Genomic DNA, 21698 nt, shown 5'->3' on the forward strand with positions numbered 1-21698 from the left:
CCACACCGGCAGCGGCGACTACTCCGTCTTGATCGCCGTCAGCATGTTGAGCCTCGCCGCACTGCGCGCCGGCCACAACGCGGCCAGCACGCCGACCACCCCGGCCAGCAGCAGGAAGATCCCGATCCGGTCCCACGGCACGACCAGCTCGTAACCGGGGACGCTCGCCCTGACCGTCTCGCCGATCGCCCAGGCCAGGAAGGATCCGAGCCCGACACCGATCACCGCGCCGAAGAGCGAGATCACCACCGCCTCCAGGCGGATCATGCGCTTGACCTTGCGGCGGTCCAGGCCGATCGCCCGCAGCATGCCGATCTCCTGCTGACGCTCGAAGACGGACATCGCCAGGGTGTTGATGACGCCGAGCACCGCGATGATCAGGGCCATCGCCAGCAGTCCGTACATGATGTTCAGCATGGTGTTGATCATGCCGCCGAACTTGTTGCGGATGTCCTGCTTGTCCATGATGCTCATCGCCGGGCTGTCGCCCAGCGCGTCCACCAGCGCCTGCTCGTTCGCCTTGGTCGCGCCGCCGTCCATCTTCACCCAGATCTCGGGGATGTACGGCTTCGCCTCGTACGGAGCGATTACGGCCGTGGACACCAGCACCGGCGAGAGGAACTCGTTGTCCTCGTAGACCGCGCCGACGGTGATGTTCTTCGTCTTGGCCTTGCCGCCGTCGCGGTTGTCGCCGAACGACACCGGCACCACGTCACCGGCCTTCCAGCCGTTCGACTTCGCCGTCTTCTCCGCGACCGCGAGCTGGCCCTTGCCGAGCGTGGCCAGCGAGCCGGCCACCGTCTTGAGGTCGAGGACCTTCTCCACGGCGCCCGGGGTGACGGCGGACACGGCATGCCATGTGCCCTTGATCTCCAGCGAGGTGGCCTGCTGCGGGGAGACCGCGCTGACGCCCTTCGCCTTCTCCAGCGCGGTGACCGCCGACTTGTCGAGCGCGCCGCCCCCGGCCATCGCCACCATGTAGTCGGCCCGGAGGTTGTCCGTCGTCATCTTCTCCACGGCGCGGCCCATCGAGACGCCGAGGACGGTGAGGCCGGTGACCAGCGTGAGACCGATCGCCAGCGCCGAGGCGGTGGCTCCGGTGCGGCGCGGGTTGCGGACCGCGTTCTGCCCGGCCAGCTTGCCCGCCACCCCGAACACCCGGTGCAGCAGCGGCCGCGCCAGCGCGATGACCGGACGGGACAGCAGCGGAATCAGCACGATGATGCCGATCAGCGACAGGAACGCGCCGATCCCGATGATCATCCGGCCGTCGTCCTTGCCGACCGCCGCACCGGCGGCGATCGCGCCCACACCGGCCAGCGTGATGACGCTGCCGATGGTGTTGCGTACGACCAGGGACTTGGTGGTCGCGGGCAGATGGGCGCTGCCCATCGCGGCAACCGGCGGGATCTTCGCGGCCCGGCGGGCGGGCAGCCATGCGGCGAGCACGGTGATCAGTACACCGACGCCGAGCGCCGCGGCGACTGCGGTGGGCGAGACGATCAGCGGTCCGGCAGGCACCTTCGCGCCGAACGCGGTCATCGCGGAGCGCAGCGCGGTGGCAAGCCCGAGACCGAGCGCGAAGCCGACCACGGAGGCGATCGCGCCGACCACCGCCGCCTCCAGGATCACCGAACGCTTGACCTGGCGGCGGGACGCGCCGACGGCGCGCATCAGCGCCAGTTCCCTGGTGCGCTGGGCGACCAGCATGGTGAAGGTGTTGGCGATCAGGAAGACCCCGACGAAGAGGGCGATGGCCGCGAAGGCGAGCAGCATCGTGTTGAGGTTGGACAGGCCCTGCTCGATCTCCCGGGCCTGGTCGTCGGCGAGCTGCCTGCCGGTCTGTGCCTCGGAGTCCTTGGGCAGCAGTGGCTTGACCCCGTCCAGGATCTTCTGGTCGGAGGCGCCGGCCGCGGCGGTGATGGTGACGTCCTTGAAGTACCCGGGCTGCAGATACAGCTTCTGTGCGACGGACGTGTCGAAGAGGACGAGGCTGCCGCCCGCGTTGACGGCGCCGTCCTCGGTGGTGAAGACGCCGGAGAGGGTGTACTCCTTCACCGGCCCGTTGGTGGCGACCCGTACGGTGTCGCCGACCCGGTACTTGCCCTTGTCGGCGGAGTCCTGGTCGAGGGCGATCTGAGAGTCCTTCACCGGGCCGGAGCCGTCGGTGAAGGTGTAGGCGGCGTCGTTGCCGTCCTTGCCGGGGGCGAAGTTCGCGCCGGTGTTGGACCAGCCGTTGCCGATCAGCTTGCCGTCCTGGTCGGCGACCCCGGCGAAGCCGGAGACCCGGCCGGTGGCGCCGGCGACCCCGTCCAGACCCCGGATCTTCTCCAGGGTCTTCGTGTCGATGCCGGCGTTCTTCTTGCCGTCGCCCGCGTCGGCGAAGGTGGTGACGGCCACGGCGACGTTGTCGTAGCTCTTGGCCGACTGCTTGCGGTAGGCGTTGCCGAGAGTGTCGGTGAAGACCAGGGTGCCGGAGACGAAGGCCACGCCGAGCATCACGGCGAGGACGGTCATCAGCAGCCTGGCTTTGTGCGCGAGCACATTGCGCAGGGCGGTACGGAACATGTCTGTGTCAGTCCTGAGGTGAGAGCCGGAGGGGTCTGCGGAGCAGCGGTCGGTCAGCTGGTCCGGCCCTTGGCGTCGAATTCCTTCATCCGGTCGAGGACGCCGTCGGCGCTGGGGTGGATCATCTCGTCGACGATCCGGCCGTCCGCCAGGAAGATCACCCGGTCGGCGTAGGAGGCGGCCACCGGGTCGTGAGTGACCATCACGACGGTCTGGCCCAGCTCCCGTACCGAGTTGCGCAGGAAGCCCAGCACCTCCGCGCCGGAGCGCGAGTCCAGGTTTCCGGTCGGCTCGTCACCGAAGATGATGTCCGGCTGCGAGGCGAGGGCGCGGGCGACGGCGACGCGCTGCTGCTGGCCGCCGGAGAGCTGGGTGGGGCGGTGGCTGAGCCGGTCCTTGAGGCCCACCATGTCGATGACCTGCTGCAGCCACCGCTTGTCGGGCCTGCGTCCCGCGATGTCCATCGGGAGCGTGATGTTCTCCAGCGCGGTCAGCGTGGGCAGCAGGTTGAAGGCCTGGAAGATGAAGCCGATCTTGTCCCGGCGCAGCTGGGTCAGCTGCTTGTCCTTGAGCGAGCCGAGCTCGGTCTCACCGATCCGTACGGATCCGGAGCTGAAGCTGTCCAGGCCGGCCACGCAGTGCATCAGCGTGGACTTGCCGGAGCCGGACGGGCCCATGATCGCGGTGAACTCCGCCTGCCGGAAGTCCACGGTCACCCGGTCCAGCGCGACCACCTGGGTCTCGCCCTGTCCGTACACCTTGGACAGATCCGTGGCGCGGGCGGCCACTGCGGTGGCGCGGTGAGCGATGGGGGTGGTGGTCACGAGGGAACTCTCCTTGCGGGGTGGTCGTTGGGAACCACCTCATCCTGTCCGCCGCCCGGTTACGGATCGTCAGTCCCGGTGCCCGTTCCCGAGGCCCTCTTGGGTCGGACCCCCCGGCCCGTCCCTCCTCCTTTGGTATGACGGCGTCCCTGAGACGAGAGCAGGCGCGAGCTGAGACGAGACCTGGCGCGAGCTGAGACGGGAGAGCCGGGATCTGAGACGCGACCAGAGACGGGACCAGGGAGGAGACCTGGGGCGCGAGGAGGCGAGTTTCCGTCATTCCCATGGGGACGCGGGGGCGCCCGGAGGCAGCGCGCGGCGCGTAAGAATGCGCTCTTACCTGCGCTGACGCACCCTCAGAAGCCAATAAAATAAGACAACATCGGGCCAGAGGCCCGCGGGCGGGGTGATCCACCCGGATAGGCTCATGTACCAACGCGAAGCCGCGCGTCACGCCCGGATGGTGGAAAGCAGACACGGCGAGCTTAAACCTCGCTGCCCCTCGGGGGCGTACCGGTTCAAGTCCGGTTCCGGGCACTTGACCGCCCACTTTGGACCGTTCGCCGGGGCGGGTCGCGATCTTGGTCCCGCCGCCGGCCGGTCACGATCGTGGAAAGATCCTCCCCCAGCACTAGGGTGCTCCTTTTGCTTCCGCATTACTCTTGACTCCAAGGCCGCGCAGGGTGGCCATGGAGGAGTGAGATGAGGAGCAGTAACCCGGTCTTCTCGCGACGGGGGTTCAGCCGCGACAACGGCTACGCCGGCTTCAACGCGCAGCAGCCGCAGGCCGGGGGCCCCGCCGTAGGAAACCCCTACGCACAGGGCGCGGCCAACCCGTACGCGACCAACCCGTACGCACCCACTGACACCCAGTTCGGCGCCCCGGCGCCGGTCCGCACGAACGCCATGACGATGGACGACGTCGTCTCGCGCACCGCGATCACCCTGGGCACCGTCACCGTCGGCGCCGTTCTCGCCTGGACGCTGCTGCCCGTCTCGGCGACCAGCTACGGGCTGGCCATCGGGGCGGCCCTGGTGGCCTTCGTCCTCGCGATCGTCCAGTCCTTCAAGCGGACGCCGTCGCCCGCGCTGATCATCGGCTATGCGGCGTTCGAGGGCATCTTCCTCGGCGTCATCAGCGAGATGTACAACAGCGTCTGGTCGGGTGCGCCCTTCCAGGCGGTGCTGGGCACGATGGCGGTGAGCGGCGCCACGCTGTTCATGTACAAGCAGCGCTGGATCCGGGTCACCGCACGGTATGCCCGGATCGGCATGACCATCGCGATCGCCTTCATCGTCGTGCTGGCCGTGAACCTCCTGCTGGTGGTCTTCGGCGTCGCCGACGACGGCGGTCTGCGCAGCTTCGGCCCGCTCGGCGCGATCGTGGGCATCCTCGCGATCCTGATCGGCTGCTTCTTCCTGACGCTGGACTTCAAGCAGATCGAGGACGGCGTCGCGTACGGCGCCCCGCGCGAGGAGTCGTGGCTGGCGGCGTTCGGTCTGACGATGTCCCTGGTGTGGATCTACCTGGAGATGCTGCGCCTGGTGGCGATCTTCAGCGGCGACGACTAGTCGTCCTGCGCCCGGTTCGGCCGGGCGTGACGAAGGGCCCGTACGGCACTGCCGGCCGGGCCCTTCGGCGTCTGGGACCTAGCTAGAGCAGTTTGCGCGCTGCCCGCCTCAGGTCGTACTCATGAATGATCGCTTTGGCATGTCCGTAAGCGAGGTTGTGTTCGCTCCGGAGCCAGCTGACCTTCTCCTCGAAGCGGAAGAGGGACGGGCCTTCATCGACCGTGCGAAGCCAGTCGGAAATATCACGACCGGTGCAGTGGGGGATTCGGGAGAGCAGATTTCGATGGGTCTCTTCGGAGAAGACTTGGGACATCGGCGCCTCCGGACGCGTTGCGCGTGTGCTCCTTCACGCCACCGTGCCTGAGCGTTCGCGTATTGGCAACAGTCCGGGGGCGGCGCATAGGGTCGCGGGGTGCTGGATACGACTGAGTTTACGTCCGCGGTGGAGCACTTCGCCGATCGTCTGCGGGCCGCTCCGCAGAGCCGCCTGCAGCGGGGTGCGGCGGCGGAGGGGCTGGCGCTGGCCAGGGAATTGGCACTGCGTGCCCAGCGGATCGAGGCCCCGGGGAGCGTTCCGAGGATCATGCCGGACGGGGGTTTGTTCGCGATCGCGGATCAGCTGATGGTCGCGGGCCATGATTTGGCTGAAGCGCTTCGGGAGGCCCGTCCCGGTTCCGGCTCCGGCTCTGGCTCAGGTTCCGTGGAGGAACTGTCCGAGGCGGTGTCCCTGGTGCGGGCGGCGGAGGGACGGGCCGGGCTGTAGCGCGGGCTGCGTGGCGCCGTGCGCGGCCGGTGCGGCCGTTCTGCGGGCCGCGGAGGAGCCCGGCTGCGGACGGGGGCCAAGAGGGGGCGCTGTGCCTGCGACGGGGCTGTTCAAGCCGGTACGGCAGCCCGCGAGGCCCGGGCCGTGCGGCAGGGCGCAGCCGGCCCGTATGGGTACCGCCGGACGGGGCTGCGGGGCTACATCGAGGCGATGACGCGGTCCGCGAGGATGTACACGCTCTCCTCACCGCACGCAAAGGTCAGCGCGTACGCGCCCGAGACGCTGGAGCCGCCGAGCAGGACCGGGGCGTCGCCCGTGCGCAGGGCCTCGGCGAGCCGCTCGGCCGTCTCGCGGTGGCCGGGGGTCATGCACAGCGTCGTTCCGTCCGCGAAGACGTACACATCCAGCGTGCCGAGCGGCCCGGGGCGTACGTCGGCGAGCTCCGTGCGCGTCTCCGCGAGCGCTTCCAGGCGCGCCACCGTGCGCTCGTGGTCGGTGACCACCGGGGTCTGGACCGGTACGAAGTCGGGGTGCGAGGGGTGCCGGCGGCGGGCCGCCGCCAGTTCGGGGGAGTCCTCGGCGAACTCCGTCACCTCGGGCAGGTCCGCCATGTCGTCGAGCGCCTCGACCGCCTCGAAGTCCATCGCCTCCAGGCCCACGAAGTCGGACTGGCGCGGAACGTAGAAGGGAAGCTCCTCGCCCGGCGCGGCCAGGCCACCGAGCAGCGAGGGCGCGTCGGCAACGTCGCGGGTCTCCTGCGCGGCCCAGAAGGCGCGTGCCTCCGCCAGCTCCCGCTCACGCTCCTCGGCGAGCGCCTCGGCGACCGCGGCCCGTATCTCGGCGGCGGGGGTCTGACGGGCCTGCGGCACGGTGGCGATACGGCCCGCGCCGTGCGAGGCCCACAGCTCCGTGCGAAGCGAGGTGACCTGCTTGCGGAGCCCGTGCGCGGCGTGCAGCGCAGCGGCGCCCACAGCCGTCGCGGCGGCGGTGGTCAGCAGCAGGGCAAGAGACATGGCGCTCACTGACGTACTCCCGGTTTCAATCGATCCCCCCGACTTCCTACAACAGCTTGCGGTCAGCCCGCTCCCCCTGTCAGTGCATTACGTCACGAATTGGACAGGACTTTGGGCTTGGCGTTTAGCCGCATCACTGCTGTGACCTGCGCAAATGACTCTCCCCCAGGAGATAGGTCACATCCTGGGGGAGATTCAGTCACGACTTGAGTTCCGCGCGGGCCCGAAAAGGGTCCCTCGAGGCTGTTCCGGGGGTCCGGCAGAGGCTCAGCCGATACTCAGCTGAGGCGCTCGATGACCATGGCCATGCCCTGGCCACCACCCACGCACATGGTCTCCAGACCGAACTGCTTGTCGTGGAACTGGAGGCTGTTGATCAGTGTGCCGGTGATCCGCGCGCCGGTCATGCCGAAGGGGTGGCCGACGGCGATGGCGCCGCCGTTGACGTTCAGCTTGTCCAGCGGGATCCCCAGGTCTTTGTACGAGGGGATCACCTGGGCGGCGAAGGCCTCGTTGATCTCGAACAGGTCGATGTCGTCCACGGTCAGCCCGGCGCGGGACAGGGCCTGCTTGCTGGCCTCGACGGGTCCGTAGCCCATGATCTCGGGGGAGAGGCCGGAGACGCCGGTGGAGACGATCCGGGCGAGCGGGGTCAGACCGAGCTCACGGGCCTTGGTGTCGCTCATGATGACGAGCGCGGCGGCGCCGTCGTTGAGGGGGCAGCAGTTGCCGGCGGTGACGAGGCCGTCGGGGCGGAAGACGGGCTTCAGCCCCTGCACGCCCTCCAGGGTCACTCCGGCGCGCGGGCCGTCGTCCTTGCTGACGACGGTCCCGTCCGGGGTCGTCACCGGGGTGATCTCCCGCTCCCAGAAGCCGTTCTTGATGGCTTCCTCGGCGAGGTTCTGAGAGCGGACACCGAACTCGTCCATCTCCTGGCGGGTGACGCCCTTCAGGCGGGCCAGGTTCTCGGCGGTCTGCCCCATCGCGATGTAGACGTCCGGGATCAGGCCGTCCTCGCGCGGGTCGTGCCAGTCGGCGCCCTCGCTCTGCGCGACGGCGGCGGTGCGGGCCTCGGCCTCGGCGAAGAGCGGGTTGCGGGTGTCGGGAAGCCCGTCGGAGGAGCCCTTCACGGTGCGGGACACCGTCTCGACACCGGCGGAGATGAAGACGTCGCCCTCGCCCGCCTTGATGGCGTGCAGCGCCATGCGGGAGGTCTGCAGCGACGAGGAACAGTAACGGGTGATGGTGCAGCCCGGGAGGTGGTCCATGCCCATCTGTACGGCGACGACGCGGCCCAGGTTGTAACCCTGCTCGCCTCCGGGGCCGCCGCAGCCGAGCATCAGGTCCTCGATGTCGCGCGGGTCCAGCTCGGGAACCTTGGCGAGGGCGGCCTGGACGATGGTGGCGGTGAGGTCGTCGGGGCGCAGGTCCTTGAGGGAGCCCTTGAATGCGCGGCCGATGGGGGAGCGGGCGGCAGACACGATCACGGCTTCGGGCATCACGGCTCCAGAGGGCGAGGCGAGTTGGCTTGAGGGGGCTGGTTGGGAAGTTACCCGGACGTATGGCTTGGGTCACGGGGGGAGGCGTGTGATGAGGACCTCTTTTCTAAGCGAGCGCTCAGTTGGCACCCCGGGGGTTGTTCCCCCACCCCGTAACCGGGGCTCGGCCCCGGACCCGCCCCCTACGCCCTGCGGGCGTGGGGGGACCCCAGCGCCTCAATCGCCGGAGGGGCTGAATTTCAGCCCGTCCGGGGGTCCCCCCGGACGAAGTCTGGGGGAGATTGAGGACATGCGGCCGAAGGTCGCATACGGGGCTGTGGGGGCTTGCCCCCAGTTTCCGACAGGGGCGCGCCCTGCCGACAGCCAAGCGCAGCCCTACGCCTTGCGTACCTTCGGCGAGGCCGGTTCCTCGGTCGGGACCGGGCCCGCTGCGGGTGGCAGGCGACGGCGCCGTCGGTGCTTCAGGAGCGCCCAGGGCGCACGCGCACCCGTGACCTCCGTGCCCGCCTCCGCCGCCGCCGTGGCCGCCGCCCTCGCCACCGGCAGCATGTCCTCGTCCCGCTCCGGCTCCAGCCGGTCCGACTCGGGCCACAGGCCCAGCACCGCGCACAGCGTCGGCAGCACCGCCATCGCCGCCGTCGCGTAGCCCTCGGCCGACGGGTGGTAGTTGTCCGCCCCGAACATCTCCCGCGGGTTCGCCGCGAACTCGGGACCCAGCAGGTCGCCCAGCGAGACCGTCCGTCCGCCCTGCTCGACGACAACGATCGTCTGCGCGGCCGCGAGCTGGCGCGAGACCCGGCGGGCCAGCCACCGCAGCGGCTGGTACACCGGCTCGATCGTGCCCAGGTCGGGGCACGTCCCCACCACCACCTCCGCGCCGGCCGTACGCAGCCTGCGCACCGCGGAGGCGAGATGGCGGACGGACTGCGTGGGCGGCATCCGATGGGTGACGTCATTCGCGCCGATCATGATCACGCAGACGTCCGGCGTCCGCCCCCGGTCCGCCAGCAGTAACGTCACCTGGCGCTCCAGATCGTCCGACTGCGCCCCCGGCAGCGCCACATTGCGTACTTCCACCGGCCGCTCCGCGACCGCGGCCAGCCCGGACGCGAGCAGCGCCCCCGGCGTCTGGCCCGCGCGGCGCACCCCCTGCCCCGCCGCCGTCGAGTCCCCGAGCACGCACAGGTGCAGTGGATCGATGCGCCCGAAGGCCAGCCCGTACAGACCGTCGCCGCGCGGTGGGACCGGGGCCGTGCCTCCGCCCACCGAGCGTTTGGCCAGCTGCACCTCCGCCAGCACCACTCCGACGGCCGCCGCTCCGAGCAGGCCGATGCTGCCGCCGCCGTATGCCGCACCCGCGGCGATGCGCCGTGCCACCCTCGCTCTCGACACAGTCCGAGCCACCTCCAACCGCACTACTTCGGTCATCAGCTAACTGCCCCGTCGCAACCGTCGCCCAATCACGTGCCGGTCCGGCTTACCCTGGCCGCATCACTACGGAGATCCCGGAGAACATTGTGCGCATCCACGACTCGATGATCAGTCTCGTCGGCAATACCCCGCTGCTACGGCTGAACAGCGTTACCGCAGGCATCCAGGCGACCGTCCTGGCCAAGGTCGAGTACTTCAACCCCGGCGGGTCGGTCAAGGACCGGATCGCGCTGCGCATGATCGAAGCGGCCGAGCAGAGCGGCGCGCTGCAGCCGGGCGGCACCATCGTCGAGCCGACCAGCGGCAATACCGGCGTCGGCCTTGCGATCGTGGCCCAGCAGAAGGGCTACAAGTGCATCTTCGTCTGCCCGGACAAGGTGTCCACGGACAAGATCAATGTCCTCCGGGCGTACGGCGCCGAGGTCGTCGTCTGCCCCACCGCCGTCGACCCCGAGCACCCCGACTCGTACTACAACGTCTCGGACCGGCTCGTACGTGAGACCCCGGGCGCCTGGAAGCCCGACCAGTACTCCAACCCGAACAACCCGCGCTCGCACTACGAGAGCACCGGCCCCGAGCTGTGGGAGCAGACGGACGGGAAGATCACCCATTTCGTCGCGGGCGTCGGCACCGGCGGCACGATTTCCGGTACCGGCCGTTATCTGAAGGAAGCCAGCGACGGCAAGGTCAAGATCATCGGCGCTGACCCGGAGGGCTCGGTGTACTCGGGCGGCTCCGGCAGGCCCTACCTCGTCGAGGGCGTCGGCGAGGACTTCTGGCCAAGTGCGTACGACCGGACCGTGACCGACGCGATAGTCGCTGTGTCCGACAAGGACTCCTTCCAGATGACGCGCCGTCTCGCCAAGGAGGAGGGCCTGCTCGTCGGCGGCTCCTGCGGCATGGCGGTGGTCGCGGCGCTGCGCGTGGCTGAGGAGCTCGGCCCGGACGACGTGGTCGTCGTACTGCTGCCGGACAGCGGCCGCGGCTATCTCTCCAAGATCTTCAACGACGAGTGGATGGCGGACTACGGCTTCCTGGAGGACGCCGGCCCGTCCGCGAGCGTCGCCGATGTGCTGCGCGACAAGGAGGGCGGCAAGATCCCCAGCCTTGTGCACATGCACCCGGAGGAGACGGTCGGCGAAGCGATCGAGGTGCTGCGGGAGTACGAGGTCTCGCAGATGCCGATCGTGAAGCCCGGCGCAGGTCACCCGGACGTGATGGCCGCGGAGGTCATCGGCTCGGTCGTCGAACGCGAGCTGCTGGACGCGCTCTTCGCGCAGCGCGCCTCGCTGGGCGATCCGCTGGAGAAGCACATGAGCGCACCGCTGCCACAGGTCGGCTCGGGCGAGCCGGTCGGCGACCTGATGTCGGTGCTCGGTGCGGCTGACGCGGCGATTGTGCTGGTAGAAGGCAAGCCGACGGGTGTGGTGAGCCGTCAGGACCTGCTGGCGTTCCTGGCCAAGGGCGCCAAATAGCCCGTACGGACGCGGGTTTCGCACAATCGGTACGTGCGCGTCACGTACGCGCAGCACCCGCTTAACACGCGTCCGGCACATTGGTGGATGTCGGCAGGGGGACCGGGCAGGGATCCCAGCCGGCACCCACAGCGGCGTCTAGGACAACCGGAGCGGCTCCCGGACCTCCCAAGACGCCCTGGACGCGGAGACCGGCCCTGACCCGGACCGTGTCCCACGCGGGGACCGCCGTCGTCCCGCCCCCCGGGGCAACCCGGGGGTGCGGCGGTCCCCGCGCACATCCTTTTTGCGGCTTGGTTCGCCTCCGGGCCGCCTAAGACGGTGTCGACGGTCGATCGTGCTCGACCGCTCGTTCCTCGCGGCCTCCGCGCGTTCTCCCTTTCGACACCGCCGCGCCCCTTCGGCTCACTCACCAGGGCGGTCGGGGCGCCAACTGGGTCGCAGCGCAAGGCTGTCCGCGGTCGCCAGCCCTTCGTACGGGAGGGTCAGTCCTCCCAGTCGGATGTCTCCCCGCGTCCCCGCCGCAGCCACGGCCACCCCCGCGCCGCGTGTGCCGCGTTCACGCCGACGATGCCGAGCCAGGTCACCGTCAGGCCCACCAGGTCCGCTTTGACCACGGCGATCGACGTCAGCGGGACGGCGAGGATCAGCGAGATGATCCCGAAGCCGAAGCGCTCGCCGAAGTTCGCGTCGGCGGACTGGCGCGGGCGGGTGCCGCGGGCCAGCACCGTCTGCTGTTCGGCGAGCCGACGGCGCACACGTCGGTCCACGACGGTGTCGAGGCGCTGCTCGACCTTCTCCAGAAAGGAGTCCACGAGCGCGGACTCGTACTCTTCGCCCAGCTCACGGCGGGCGTGCAGGGTGGCGTCGAGCTCCTTCTTGAGCTCAGGGTCGCGGGCTTCCATAGCCGTTCACGCTACGGACGGCGGGCCGCCCCGTCAGTGGGGGTAGCCCCACCGTCTTCCCCTAGGGGGAGCCGGAGGTCACGCCCCCTTCTTGGCGAGACCGTGCTGCTCGGCCCACGTGTTCGCCACGTCCTCCGGGTCTTTCTTGTCCTTGTCGACCAGGCGATTGAGCTCGGTCAGCTGCTCCGTCGTCAGTACGGCACCGAGCCGGGCCAGCGCCTTGCGGACGGTGGAGTCGGCCTTGCGGTCGGCGATCAGCGGAACGACATGCTGACCGGGGATCAGGTTCTTGGGGTCGGCGAGGACCACCCAGCCCTCCGCGACGATGTCCGTGTCCGTGGTGAAGAGGTTGGCGACGTCGACGTCGCCCTTCTTCAACGCGCCCTTGACCAGCGGGCCGGAGGAGTCCAGCGACTTGAACTCCTTGAATTCCACGCCGTATTCGTCCTTCAGGCCGATGACGCCGACGACCCGCTTCTTGACCTCGGGGGCCGCGCCGATGACCAGCTTGCCGTTCTGCCTGGCGAGGTCGCCGAGCGTCTTCAGGCCGTACTTGTCGGCGGTCTCGCGGGTCACGGCGAAGGCGTCGGAGTCCTCGGCCATGCCGTACGGGAGGACCTGCAGGCCCGCCGGGAGGGTGACGGCGAGGGCGTTTTGCATCTCGCCCTCCTCGGTGGCCTTCGCCTTAGGGTCGAGGTAGTGCAGCAGGGCGCCCTGGTACTCGGGGAGCAGATCGATGTCGCCGCCCTTGAGGGCGGGGATGAGGATCTCGCGGGTGCCGAGGTTGGGGCGGACCCTGGTCTTTACGCCGGCGGCTTCGAGCACGGCCGCGTACAGGTAGCCGAGTATCTGGTTCTCGGTGAAGTTGGCGGTGCCGATGGTGACACCGTCCTTGCTGGAGCCGCCTCCTGACAGGTCGCCGCCCTTGCCTTCGAGGGAGGTGATGCCGCTGCTGCACGCGGCGAGCGCGGGGACGGAGGCCGCGGCGAACAGGCCGCCGAGCAGGGTGCGTCGGTTCATGGGAGGTCCTTACGCGGGGCGGTTGCTGAAGAGGACGCGCTGGAGGGCGGCGAGGCCGAGGTCGAGTGCGACGGCGACCACCGCGACGAGGACGGCGCCGCCGAGCACCTGCACGAGGTCGCGCTGGGCGAGGCCGTCGAAGACGTACCGGCCGAGGCCGCCGAAGCTCACATACGCGGCGATGGTGGCCGTCGCCACGACCTGGATGAGAGCGAGCCGCAGCCCGGTCATGATCAGCGGCAGCGCGAGCGGGATCTCGACCTGGAGGAGGACCTGGTGGCCGCGCATGCCCTGGCCACGGGCGGCGTCCTTCACCTCGGGATCGACGGCACTCATCCCGGCGTAGGTGTTGGTGACGATCGACGGGACGGCGAGGGCGACCAGCGCGACGTACACAGGCGTCATGGACAGGCCGCTCGCCAGGAACACGAGGACAACGAGTCCGACGGTGGGCAGGGCGCGGCCGAAGGACGAGAGGTTGATGGCGAGGAACGCGCCGCGGCCGGTGTGCCCGATGAGCAGGCCGATCGGCAGCGCGATCACGGCGGCGATGAGTGTGGCGAGCAGCGAGTACTGGAGGTGCTCGGCGAGGCGGTGGGCGATCCCGTCGCTGCCGGACCACTGCTCGCCGCTGGTCAGCCAGGAGCCGAGGTCCTTGAAGAGCTCGTACATCTCAGGCCCTGCCCTTCCTGGTCCAGGGGGTGAGGACGTACTGCACGGCGACGAGCAGCGCGTCCGCGATCAGCGCGAGGAGGAGGGTGAGGACGACGCCGACGACGACGGGGGTGGGGAAGTTGCGCTGGAAGCCGTCGGTGAAGAGCTGGCCGAGGCCGCCGTCTCCGATGTAGGTGGCGACGGAGACGAGTGAGATCGACATGACGGTGGCGATCCGTACGCCCGCCATGATCACGGGAAGTGCGAGGGGGAGCTCGACGGTGAGGAGGGTGCGCAGCGGGCGGGTGCCCATTGCCTTGGCCGCCTCCTTCGTCCTGGCGGGTACGGAGTCCAGGCCCTCGACCGTGTTACGGAGCAGCACGACGAGGGTGTAGATCGTCAGGCCGATGACGGTGGTGGTGCGGGTCAGCCCGGAGACGGGCAGGAGCAGCACGAAGACGGCGATGGAGGGGATGGTGAACAGGACGTTGGAGAGCCCGAGGAGGAATCCGCGCAGGGGGCGGACGCGGTGGGCGAGGACGGCGAGAGGGAGGGAGATGAGCAGCCCGAACAGGACGGCGGTGAGGGCGGCCTGTAGGTGGGAGAGGCTGAGGGTGGTGAGATCGGACGCGTGGTCGGATATCCACGACCATTGGATGGTCATGAGGCGCCGCCCTTGGGGGTGACGGTGCTCGCGGTGCCCAAGGCGCCGTTCCCTGCGGCGGTGTCCGGCGCGGCTGAGGCCGTGGTGCCGCTCGATGCCGAGGCGTGCCAGTCGCCCGCGTGGGCGTGGATCACGTCCCGCGGGGTGACGCCCGTCAGAGCGCCCGCCGCGTCGACCCGGGCGACCAGGCCCGTCGGCGAGGCCACCGACTCGTTCAGTGCCGAGAGCAGTGAGTCGCCGTCGCGCAACGGGCGTACCGGGACCAGGGTTTCGGATTCGCCCGCGTCCCGGTCGAGCCAGCCGAGCGGGGTACGGGCGGAGTCCAGGACCAGCTCCCAGCGGCCGCCCTCGGGGGCCGGGCTCTGCGGGACGTCCGTCAGGGTGGAGAGCGACAGCAGCTTCAGACCCCGTTCCGCGCCCAGGAAGTCCGCCACGAACTCGTCCGCCGGGCGGGCCAGCAGTTCCGCCGGGGTCGCGCACTGGACCAGATGGCCGCCCGTGCGGAACACGGCTATCCGGTCGCCCAGCCGTACCGCCTCGTCGATGTCGTGCGTGACGAAGACGATCGTCTTGCCCAACTCCTGCTGAAGGCGCAGCAGTTCGTCCTGGAGCTGGGTGCGGACGACCGGGTCGACCGCGCCGAACGGCTCGTCCATCAGCAGCACCGGCGGGTCCGCCGCCAGCGCCCGGGCCACGCCCACGCGCTGCTGCTGGCCGCCGGAGAGCTGGTGCGGGTAGCGCTTGCCGGACTCGGCGGTGAGGCCGACCGTCTCCAGGAGTTCGGCCGCGCGGCTGCGGGCCTTCTTCCGGCCCCAGCCCAGCAGCAGCGGCACGGTCGCGATGTTGTCCAGGATCGTGCGGTGCGGGAAGAGCCCCGACTGCTGGATGACGTACCCGATGGAGCGGCGCAGCTGTGCCGCGTCCTGCGTCAGCACGTCCTTGCCGCCGACGTGGATGGTGCCGGAGGTCGGCTCGACCATCCGGTTGATCATGCGAAGGGTGGTGGTCTTACCGCATCCGGAGGATCCGACGAGGACGGTGATACCACCGTCGGCCATCTCCAGACTCAGGTTGTGGACTGCCGTCGTGCCGTTGGGGAAGCGCTTGTTCACTGCTTCGAACTTGATCATCAGTGGTCCCTTGCCCGGCCTGCATATAGTCATGCAGAGTTCTCGGTACCTGAATAAGTTGTCAATGCCTCGGAGTGAATCGCTCGTCAGGGATGCTCGGAAGGCAAGACAATCCGTCCGAAAAGGAGGGGTTTGCGCATGATGTCGTCCCACATGGTGGACTCACCCACCGGCATCGTGGTCCTCGACGGACAGAGCCTCCCGGTCGCGGACATCGTTCGGCTGGCCGACGGCGCGGCCCGTCCCGTCCCCGGAACCGAGGCGATGAAGCGCGTCGAGGTGGCCTGGGACGTCGCGCGCGAGCTCGCCGCGTCCGGCCGCGTCTACGGGCGCTCCACCGGCGTCGGAGCGAACCGCAACGAGGACGTGCCCACCGAGGCCGCCGCCGACCACGGCCTGCGCCTGCTGCGCTCCCATGCCGGGGCGATCGGCGAACCGCTGCCCGCCCGCGAGGTCCGTGCCATGCTCGCGGTGCGGGCCAACCAGCTCCTCGCGGGCGGCGCCGGACTGCGGCCGGGCGTCATCACCGCGCTCTGCGAGGCGCTGGAGACCGGCGCCTACCCCCTCGTCAACGAATTCGGCTCGGTAGGCACCGGCGACATCGCGGCGCTCGCCCAGATGGGCCTCGCGCTGGCCGGCGAGCATCCCTGGCAGGGCGGCCCGCCCCCCGAGGCGCAGGCCCTCGACAACAACGACGCCCTGGCCCTGATCAGCTCAAACGCCCTCACCCTGGGCCAGGCCGCGCTCGCACTCGAGGAGCTGCGCGCCCTCGTCTCGGCCACCGAGCTGGTCGCCGCCCTCTCCCTGCTCGCGGTCGACGGCTCCTACGAGGCCTACGCCGAACCGGTGCACGCGGCCCGCCCGCACCCCGGCACGTACGCCGTCGCGGCCCGGATGCGGCACTTGCTCGGCGCACCGGAGCGGCCGACCCCGCCGCTGGGCCGGATCCAGGATCCGTACGGATTCCGCTGCCTCCCGCAGATCCACGGGCCCGCGCAGGACGCGGCGGACGCCCTGGAGCGGACCCTCGCCGTCGAGATCAACGCGGCCGCGGAGAACCCGCTGATCCGCCCCTCGGACCTCGCCGCGTACCACCACGGCGGCTTCTACATGGCCCAACTCGCCCTGGACCTTGACCACTTCAGGCTGGCGCTGACCCAGACGGCCCGGCTGTCCACCTCCCGGCTCTCCGCCCTGAACGAGCCCGCCTTCACCCGGCTGCGGCCCTTCCTCGCGGACGCGGAGGCGGCCAGCTCCGGCGTGATGATCCTCGAGTACGCGGCGGGCGCCGCCCTCGGCGATCTGCGGGCGTTCTCCGCGCCCGCGTCGCTCGGCCACGCGGTACTGTCCCGTGGCGTCGAGGAGCAGGCCAGCTTCGCCTCGCTGGCGGCGCGGCAGACGCTGCGGGCGGGGCGCGCCTACCGGCTCGTCGTCGGCTGTGAACTCGTCGCCGCGGTACGGGCGTTGCGTCAGCGCGACCTGCGGCCCGACCCGGAACTCCCGGTCGGCCGGGCTTTCGAACTGGCCGAGACGGTCCTCGACGAGGAACTGGCCGACCGGCCGCTGACCGATGATGTGACGGGGGCGGTGGCGCTGCTCGACCGGTTCACCGACCTGATGACCGAACTGACGAGGGGGACGGCATGAACGACAGCCCTGCCGCACGACTGCAGCAGCTCTTCGAGGGCCATCGGCTCACCCCGACGCAGCGGCGGATCGCGCACAGCATGGTGCGCCGGGCGGGCGATGTGCCGTTTCTGTCCAGCGTGGAGCTCGCGGAGCTGGCCGGGGTCAGCCAGCCGTCCGTCACCCGCTTCGCCGTCGCACTCGGCTTCGACGGGTATCCGGCGCTGCGCAAGCATCTGCGGGAGGTCGCACCCGCCGAGAGCGAGCCGGACCAGGGCGGCCTCAACGAGTACCAGCAGGCGGTGCAGGCCGAGATCGAGAACCTGCGCCAGCTGTCCGAGCTGCTCGCCGACCTGACACCGGTGGAGCGCGCCGGCCGGCTGCTGGCCGCGTCCCGCCCGCTTCCGGTGCTCGGCCTGCGCGCCGCGTCCTCGCAGGCGCGCGGCTTCGCGTACTTCGCGGCCAAGGTCCACCCGGACGTACGCCTCCTCGACGAGGGCGGCACGATGCTCGCCGACCGCATCGACGCGGCCCGCCGCGCCGGTGCGAGCGCGCTGATGTGCTTTGCGCTGCCGCGGCATCCGAAGGAAGTCGTGGAGTCCCTGGCGTACGCACGCACGGTGGGCCTGAAGGTCGTGACGGTCGCGGACTCGGCCTTCGCCCCGGTGGCGGCACACAGCGATCTGCTGATCCCGGCGGCGGTCGGCACGGGCCTGGCCTTCGACACGGCGTGCGCACCGATGCTGCTGGGCCGGGTGCTGCTGGAGGCGATGTGCGACGACCTGCCGGACGCGCAGGCGCGGCTGGAGGACTTCGACGCGAAGGCGGCGGCGCGGGGCCTGTTCGCGGAGTAGGTCCTCCTGCGTCCCCGCTCCCGCGGCGCCGGAAGGCCCGGCCGTCCGGCCCCGGGGGCGGACGGCCGGGCCGTCGGACTGCGGGCGGTCAGACCTCCAGCTCGGCCTCGATCTTCTTCAGCTGGTGGCGGGCCATCGCGAGGTTCGCACGGTCCTTGTCGAGTGCCAGATAGAGGAACAGGCCGTTGGCCCCGCGGCCCTTCATCAGCCGGATCATGTGGTACTGGGTGCTGAGCGTGATCAGGATGTCCTCGATCCCGTCCTTGAGCCCGAGCTGCTCCATGGTGCGCACCTTGGCGCGCACCACATCGGTGTTGCCCGCCGCAGCCACCGAAAGATCCAGGTCCTTTCCGCCGCCCACGGTGCCGAGGGCCATTCCGCTGCTGTAGTCGACGAGCGCGGCTCCGATTGCCCCGTCGATGACAGTGATGGCTTCCTTGAGGGCGCTTTCGGTGTTGGCCATGAGATGCGCACTTCCTTTCCGTCTGCTGGGTGTTCGTGATGGTGTGTCGGTCATGGGTCAGGTGTTCTCCGGTCGTTCGAGGGCGCCGTCGACCAGCTCGCCGATGCGCGAGCAGGAGCGGCGGGCCTCGAGGTGGAGCCGACCCACGTTGATGCGTGGCTCGGCCAGGAGGGTGAGGACGGCCGAGGAGCCCGCCGCGTAGGTCGCGACGTACCCCCGCTCGCCCTGGACCAGCAGCTCGCGGAAGCCCCCCTGTCCGGTCGCCTCGGTCAGCCGCACCGCGACGCCGAGGGCGGCGGCCGTCAGTGCGGCGACGCTCTCCGCCTCCGCGGTGTCCGCCGCCAGCACAAGACCGTCCGAGCTGGCGGCGAGTGCGCCGGTGAGCTGCGGCACGTGCACGCGCAGCCGTTTCAGTTCAGCGAGCACGTCGGCCTCGGCCGTCATGAGCGCTCTCCTCTCGGCGCGCAGCCTCATCGCGCGCCTCATGACGGGGGTAAAGGGATCTGGTGGACGGTGCGCTGCCTCACAGGGTTGCCTCCAGTGCATCGCGGAGCCGGCGGAGCAGGGCGGAGTCCAGGACGGACGGCGGCTCGGTGGCCTCGGCAGTGGCAGCGGCAGGGGCGGCGGACCCGGTGGGCGCCGGGGTCCCGGACCCGTCGGGCGTCCCGATAAGCCCGGCGGCGGCCAGCCTCCGTACCTCGATCAGGGTGTTGAAGGCAGGGCGCCCCAGCTCCCGCGCGATGGCTGCCGGGGTGCGCACACCGTCGGCGAGGTCCAGCAGCGACTGCCGGCGGGGGCTGAGCGCCCGCCCCGCGGGGTCCGGCCGGCGCTCCACGGGGGCGGTGTCGACTGCCGGGTGGGGCCATACGGAGTCCAGCAGCCGGCTGCGCCGCAGCGCCTCGCGTTCGACGACCCGGGTGGGCACCGGCCGTACCCGGCCCATCCAGTGGGCGACCCCGTAGCGGAAGCGCGAGGGCCCGCTCGCCCGCGCCAGCGCGAAGAAGGCCGCGTCGAACAGCGCGCCGAGATGGCAGATCTCCAGCTCGCCGTCCGCCACCTGGCCACTGTCGACCAGATAGCGGCCGACCTCGCGGCGCGAGGCCGCCTGTGCGACCGCGTCCGCCCAGTTGTCGGGCCGCAGCCGGCCGCTCGCGGTCAGCAGGACGTCGAGTCCGGGCGCATCGGGGCTCTCGGCGTGCACGACCTGGCCGTCGGCCAGATAGAGGGTGCCGCCGTCACGTACCAGCACGCCCGTGGCCCGCTCGTCCGCGAGTCTGACGAGCATCGGGGAAACGGCCGCTCTCATTGGAGCACCAGCCCTTCGGCGAGGTTCTTCAGGCGCAGCCGGGCCAGTGCGAGATTGCCCATGTCCCGGTCGAGCCAGAGATGCAGGAACACGCTGCTGTCGAAGCCGGTCTCGACGAAACGCACCACGTGATAGTTGGCGCGGGTGGTGACGATGAGGTCCTCGACCGTGGGCCCGGACTCCTCGGGCGCGAACGCGGTGTACTCGTTGGCCATCCTGGCCAGTTCGGCCGTCTCCGCGGCGGTGGCCTCGTGGTCGCTGCCCGGCGCCTCACCGACCGTGCCGAGCGCGAGCCCGCTGATCCAGTCCACGATGGCCGCGCCGCGCGCGCCCGGCACCAGCATGGCTTCCAGCAGACACTCGTCGATTCCGCGCACGCCGACTCCCCTCCCCGCCACGGCGTTCCACGCACTGATGTGCCGCAGTGACGAGGAGGTTACGCAACGTGGCTGCGGATGAGGGGAGTTGGGGCATTTTCCATCGGAACATGCCCCGGCACCGCTAGCGTACGGGCTCAGGCGTGTCCGGGTGTGACCAGTGCGCCGGGCTGCGCGCCGCCCGATTCCGCGACGATCTCCGTCGTGCTCTGCGGAGCCCGTACGGTCGCGAACCGCACCGCCGCGTCACCGTCGTCGAAGAAGCCGTAAACACCGGGCCGCGGAAGGCTGTTGTAGCCGTAGTGGTTCGAGAAGTAGTACGCGCCGGTGTCCAGCGCCGCGATCACATCGCCCTGTTCGAGCAGCGGCAGCGGCCGCGCCTGTGCGAGCAGATCGCCCGCGAAACAGGCCGGCCCCGCGATGTCCTGCTCGACGGCCGCACCGGCCTTCGGACGGCCCTCGGAGTCGTACGCGGCGATGCGCAGCGGCCAGGAGACCGGGTCGTAGACGGTGCGCGTCGCCACCTGGACGCCCGCGTGGGTCACCGCGATGGCGCGGCCGCCCGCGCTCTTGGCGTACTCCACGCGCGCCAGCACGGTGCCGTGCTTGGCGATCAGGGAGCGGCCGAACTCGGTGACCAGGCCGTAGCGCCCGTCGAGCAGCCCAGGGACCAGCTCCTTCAGCAGCTGTGCGTACTGGACGAAGGTCGGGGTCTGCTCGTCCGTTGCGAAATTGACCGGGAGGCCGCCGCCGATGTCGACGGTGTCGATCTGCTGCCGCCCGGCCGCCGCGTTGATCTGTTCGGCGAGTTCGTACACCGTCCGGATGCCCTGGGCCATCAGGGTCAGCGGCATGCCCTGGGAGCCGGAGTGGGCGTGCAGCCGGGTCAGCCAGGGGCGGTCCAGACAGGCCCGTACGACCAGGTCGCGGGCTCCCTCGTCGCGCAGCGCGACACCGAACTTCGAGGTCGGCGTGGCCGTGGACAGCGCCCCGATCGCGCCGCCGCCGACCTGCGGATTGACGCGCAGCCCGAGCGGCGACGTGGTGGGCGTCGCCGCGACAAGGGCGTCGATGCGCTCGAGCTCCGAGAGGTTGTCGGCGTTGACCGCGATGCCGAGCGCCAGGGCCTCGCGCAGCTCGGCGGGGGTCTTGGCGGGGGAGTCGAGGACGGTACGGGACGGCGGGACGCCGGCCGCGCGGGCCAGTGCCAGCTCGCCGGGGCTCGCCACCTCGGTCCCGATGCCCTCGGCCCGCAGCAGCGCGAGTACGGGCACGAGGGGGGCGGCCTTCACGGCGAAGGCGTGCAGCACGGGGGCGTCGGTGACGGTGGCGAAAGCGGCCCGCAGCGCGGCGGCCGAGGCGCGGATTCCGGCCACGTCGAGGAGGGCGGCGACCGGCTGAGCCTCGCTGAGAAGGCCTTGCTCGACTGCTGCACGTACGGCCTGATCACGGCGGTCGAAAGGCATGTCGGCCAGCCAATCATCCGAGCGGCCGCACCGCAGCTGTTGACTAAGACTATTCAGAGCCTCAGGATGTGAATAGAACCGCCAACAG

21 protein-coding genes and 1 tRNA gene are annotated in these 21698 nt (G+C 70.4%); 6 read left to right on the forward strand and 16 right to left on the reverse strand.

Features of this window, described 5'->3' with window-relative positions; all coding sequences use genetic code 11:
• Positions 1-18: 18 nt before the first annotated feature.
• Entirely contained in the window at positions 19-2568 is a 2550-nt protein-coding gene (locus ACI2LP_RS14475) for an ABC transporter permease (RefSeq protein ID WP_404724852.1), read from the reverse strand.
• A gap of 53 nt (positions 2569-2621) precedes the next feature.
• Entirely contained in the window at positions 2622-3392 is a 771-nt protein-coding gene (locus ACI2LP_RS14480; protein WP_404724853.1) for an ABC transporter ATP-binding protein, read from the reverse strand.
• A gap of 454 nt (positions 3393-3846) precedes the next feature.
• On the opposite strand from ACI2LP_RS14480, the gene ACI2LP_RS14485 reads away from it, so the two are divergent.
• Together ACI2LP_RS14485 and ACI2LP_RS14490 are read left to right on the forward strand one after the other, a co-directional pair.
• Positions 3847-3929, forward strand: a tRNA-Leu gene (locus ACI2LP_RS14485).
• Positions 3930-4094: 165 nt separating this feature from the next.
• Positions 4095-4964 (forward strand): Bax inhibitor-1/YccA family protein, encoded by an 870-nt coding sequence (locus ACI2LP_RS14490; protein WP_404724854.1) that lies wholly within the window; start codon positions 4095-4097, stop codon positions 4962-4964.
• Between the two features lie 82 nt (positions 4965-5046).
• Here the strand turns inward: ACI2LP_RS14490 and ACI2LP_RS14495 are convergent, their stop codons facing one another.
• Positions 5047-5277: a DUF4287 domain-containing protein gene (locus ACI2LP_RS14495; protein WP_360883100.1), complete on the reverse strand. Its 231-nt coding sequence runs from the start codon at positions 5275-5277 to the stop codon at positions 5047-5049.
• Positions 5278-5376: 99 nt separating this feature from the next.
• On the opposite strand from ACI2LP_RS14495, the gene ACI2LP_RS14500 reads away from it, so the two are divergent.
• Positions 5377-5727: a hypothetical protein gene (locus ACI2LP_RS14500; protein ID WP_404724855.1), complete on the forward strand. Its 351-nt coding sequence runs from the start codon at positions 5377-5379 to the stop codon at positions 5725-5727.
• A gap of 197 nt (positions 5728-5924) precedes the next feature.
• Here ACI2LP_RS14500 and ACI2LP_RS14505 read toward each other — a convergent pair whose 3' ends face one another.
• The 3 genes from ACI2LP_RS14505 to ACI2LP_RS14515 all read right to left on the reverse strand — a co-directional run bounded on the left by ACI2LP_RS14505 (position 5925) and on the right by ACI2LP_RS14515 (position 9616).
• Positions 5925-6740 carry a hypothetical protein gene (locus ACI2LP_RS14505; protein ID WP_404724937.1) on the reverse strand — a complete coding sequence of 272 codons (816 nt, stop codon included), beginning with the start codon at positions 6738-6740 and terminating at the stop codon, positions 5925-5927.
• Positions 6741-7018: 278 nt separating this feature from the next.
• On the reverse strand, positions 7019-8239 hold the full coding sequence (locus ACI2LP_RS14510; RefSeq protein ID WP_404724856.1) for an acetyl-CoA C-acetyltransferase: 1221 nt from the start codon (positions 8237-8239) through the stop codon (positions 7019-7021).
• 375 nt (positions 8240-8614) lie between these two features.
• The gene (locus tag ACI2LP_RS14515) at positions 8615-9616 is read right to left on the reverse strand and encodes an SGNH/GDSL hydrolase family protein (RefSeq protein WP_404724938.1); all 1002 of its coding nucleotides are present in this window, start codon (positions 9614-9616) and stop codon (positions 8615-8617) included.
• 140 nt (positions 9617-9756) lie between these two features.
• Between ACI2LP_RS14515 and ACI2LP_RS14520 the strand changes: the two genes are divergently transcribed.
• A complete protein-coding gene (locus ACI2LP_RS14520) occupies positions 9757-11145 on the forward strand; it encodes a cystathionine beta-synthase (RefSeq protein WP_404724857.1) in 1389 nt (462 codons plus the stop codon).
• A 485-nt stretch (positions 11146-11630) separates the two neighbouring features.
• On the opposite strand, the gene ACI2LP_RS14525 is transcribed toward ACI2LP_RS14520, so the two are convergent.
• The 5 genes from ACI2LP_RS14525 to ACI2LP_RS14545 all read right to left on the reverse strand — a co-directional run bounded on the left by ACI2LP_RS14525 (position 11631) and on the right by ACI2LP_RS14545 (position 15518).
• The gene (locus ACI2LP_RS14525) at positions 11631-12050 is read right to left on the reverse strand and encodes a hypothetical protein (protein WP_404724858.1); all 420 of its coding nucleotides are present in this window, start codon (positions 12048-12050) and stop codon (positions 11631-11633) included.
• Positions 12051-12128: 78 nt separating this feature from the next.
• The gene (locus ACI2LP_RS14530; RefSeq protein ID WP_404724859.1) at positions 12129-13070 is read right to left on the reverse strand and encodes an ABC transporter substrate-binding protein; all 942 of its coding nucleotides are present in this window, start codon (positions 13068-13070) and stop codon (positions 12129-12131) included.
• A gap of 9 nt (positions 13071-13079) precedes the next feature.
• Positions 13080-13742, reverse strand: coding sequence for an ABC transporter permease (locus ACI2LP_RS14535; RefSeq protein ID WP_404724860.1), 663 nt, complete (start codon positions 13740-13742; stop codon positions 13080-13082).
• 1 nt (position 13743) lies between these two features.
• Entirely contained in the window at positions 13744-14388 is a 645-nt protein-coding gene (locus ACI2LP_RS14540) for an ABC transporter permease (RefSeq protein WP_404724861.1), read from the reverse strand.
• Positions 14385-15518: an ABC transporter ATP-binding protein gene (locus ACI2LP_RS14545; protein WP_404724862.1), complete on the reverse strand. Its 1134-nt coding sequence runs from the start codon at positions 15516-15518 to the stop codon at positions 14385-14387. Before ACI2LP_RS14545 ends, ACI2LP_RS14540 begins: the two co-directional genes overlap by 4 nt.
• 141 nt (positions 15519-15659) lie before the next feature.
• Between ACI2LP_RS14545 and ACI2LP_RS14550 the strand changes: the two genes are divergently transcribed.
• The gene (locus tag ACI2LP_RS14550; RefSeq protein ID WP_404724939.1) at positions 15660-17165 is read left to right on the forward strand and encodes an aromatic amino acid ammonia-lyase; all 1506 of its coding nucleotides are present in this window, start codon (positions 15660-15662) and stop codon (positions 17163-17165) included.
• Positions 17162-17998, forward strand: coding sequence for a MurR/RpiR family transcriptional regulator (locus tag ACI2LP_RS14555; protein ID WP_404724863.1), 837 nt, complete (start codon positions 17162-17164; stop codon positions 17996-17998). Before ACI2LP_RS14550 ends, ACI2LP_RS14555 begins: the two co-directional genes overlap by 4 nt.
• An 88-nt stretch (positions 17999-18086) precedes the next feature.
• On the opposite strand, the gene ACI2LP_RS14560 is transcribed toward ACI2LP_RS14555, so the two are convergent.
• The 5 genes from ACI2LP_RS14560 to ACI2LP_RS14580 form a co-directional block, all read right to left on the reverse strand.
• On the reverse strand, positions 18087-18461 hold the full coding sequence (locus tag ACI2LP_RS14560) for a hypothetical protein (protein WP_404724864.1): 375 nt from the start codon (positions 18459-18461) through the stop codon (positions 18087-18089).
• Between the two features lie 57 nt (positions 18462-18518).
• Entirely contained in the window at positions 18519-18905 is a 387-nt protein-coding gene (locus ACI2LP_RS14565; RefSeq protein WP_360883057.1) for a roadblock/LC7 domain-containing protein, read from the reverse strand.
• A gap of 79 nt (positions 18906-18984) precedes the next feature.
• Complete coding sequence (locus ACI2LP_RS14570) at positions 18985-19746, reverse strand: transcriptional regulator (RefSeq protein ID WP_404724865.1); 762 nt, start codon at positions 19744-19746, stop codon at positions 18985-18987.
• Between the two features lie 17 nt (positions 19747-19763).
• The gene (locus tag ACI2LP_RS14575) at positions 19764-20144 is read right to left on the reverse strand and encodes a hypothetical protein (RefSeq protein ID WP_404724866.1); all 381 of its coding nucleotides are present in this window, start codon (positions 20142-20144) and stop codon (positions 19764-19766) included.
• A 137-nt stretch (positions 20145-20281) separates the two neighbouring features.
• Positions 20282-21610, reverse strand: coding sequence for a diaminopimelate decarboxylase (locus ACI2LP_RS14580; protein ID WP_404724867.1), 1329 nt, complete (start codon positions 21608-21610; stop codon positions 20282-20284).
• Positions 21611-21698: the final 88 nt, after the last annotated feature.

The organism is Streptomyces sp. NPDC019890, assembly GCF_044903445.1.
In the GTDB taxonomy this organism is placed as follows: Bacteria; Actinomycetota; Actinomycetes; order Streptomycetales; family Streptomycetaceae; genus Streptomyces.

Coding starts and splice junctions, on each gene's coding strand:
- ACI2LP_RS14510 (WP_404724856.1), bottom strand. CDS start 8,239: ATGCCCGAAGCCGTGATCGTGTCTGCCGCCCGCTCCCCCATCGGCCGC.
- ACI2LP_RS14550 (WP_404724939.1), top strand. CDS start 15,660: ATGTCGTCCCACATGGTGGACTCACCCACCGGCATCGTGGTCCTCGAC.
- ACI2LP_RS14545 (WP_404724862.1), bottom strand. CDS start 15,518: ATGATCAAGTTCGAAGCAGTGAACAAGCGCTTCCCCAACGGCACGACG.
- ACI2LP_RS14560 (WP_404724864.1), bottom strand. CDS start 18,461: ATGGCCAACACCGAAAGCGCCCTCAAGGAAGCCATCACTGTCATCGAC.
- ACI2LP_RS14475 (WP_404724852.1), bottom strand. CDS start 2,568: ATGTTCCGTACCGCCCTGCGCAATGTGCTCGCGCACAAAGCCAGGCTG.
- ACI2LP_RS14570 (WP_404724865.1), bottom strand. CDS start 19,746: ATGCTCGTCAGACTCGCGGACGAGCGGGCCACGGGCGTGCTGGTACGT.
- ACI2LP_RS14535 (WP_404724860.1), bottom strand. CDS start 13,742: ATGTACGAGCTCTTCAAGGACCTCGGCTCCTGGCTGACCAGCGGCGAG.
- ACI2LP_RS14505 (WP_404724937.1), bottom strand. CDS start 6,740: ATGTCTCTTGCCCTGCTGCTGACCACCGCCGCCGCGACGGCTGTGGGC.
- ACI2LP_RS14565 (WP_360883057.1), bottom strand. CDS start 18,905: ATGACGGCCGAGGCCGACGTGCTCGCTGAACTGAAACGGCTGCGCGTG.
- ACI2LP_RS14525 (WP_404724858.1), bottom strand. CDS start 12,050: ATGGAAGCCCGCGACCCTGAGCTCAAGAAGGAGCTCGACGCCACCCTG.
- ACI2LP_RS14530 (WP_404724859.1), bottom strand. CDS start 13,070: ATGAACCGACGCACCCTGCTCGGCGGCCTGTTCGCCGCGGCCTCCGTC.
- ACI2LP_RS14555 (WP_404724863.1), top strand. CDS start 17,162: ATGAACGACAGCCCTGCCGCACGACTGCAGCAGCTCTTCGAGGGCCAT.
- ACI2LP_RS14580 (WP_404724867.1), bottom strand. CDS start 21,610: ATGCCTTTCGACCGCCGTGATCAGGCCGTACGTGCAGCAGTCGAGCAA.
- ACI2LP_RS14495 (WP_360883100.1), bottom strand. CDS start 5,277: ATGTCCCAAGTCTTCTCCGAAGAGACCCATCGAAATCTGCTCTCCCGA.
- ACI2LP_RS14490 (WP_404724854.1), top strand. CDS start 4,095: ATGAGGAGCAGTAACCCGGTCTTCTCGCGACGGGGGTTCAGCCGCGAC.
- ACI2LP_RS14540 (WP_404724861.1), bottom strand. CDS start 14,388: ATGACCATCCAATGGTCGTGGATATCCGACCACGCGTCCGATCTCACC.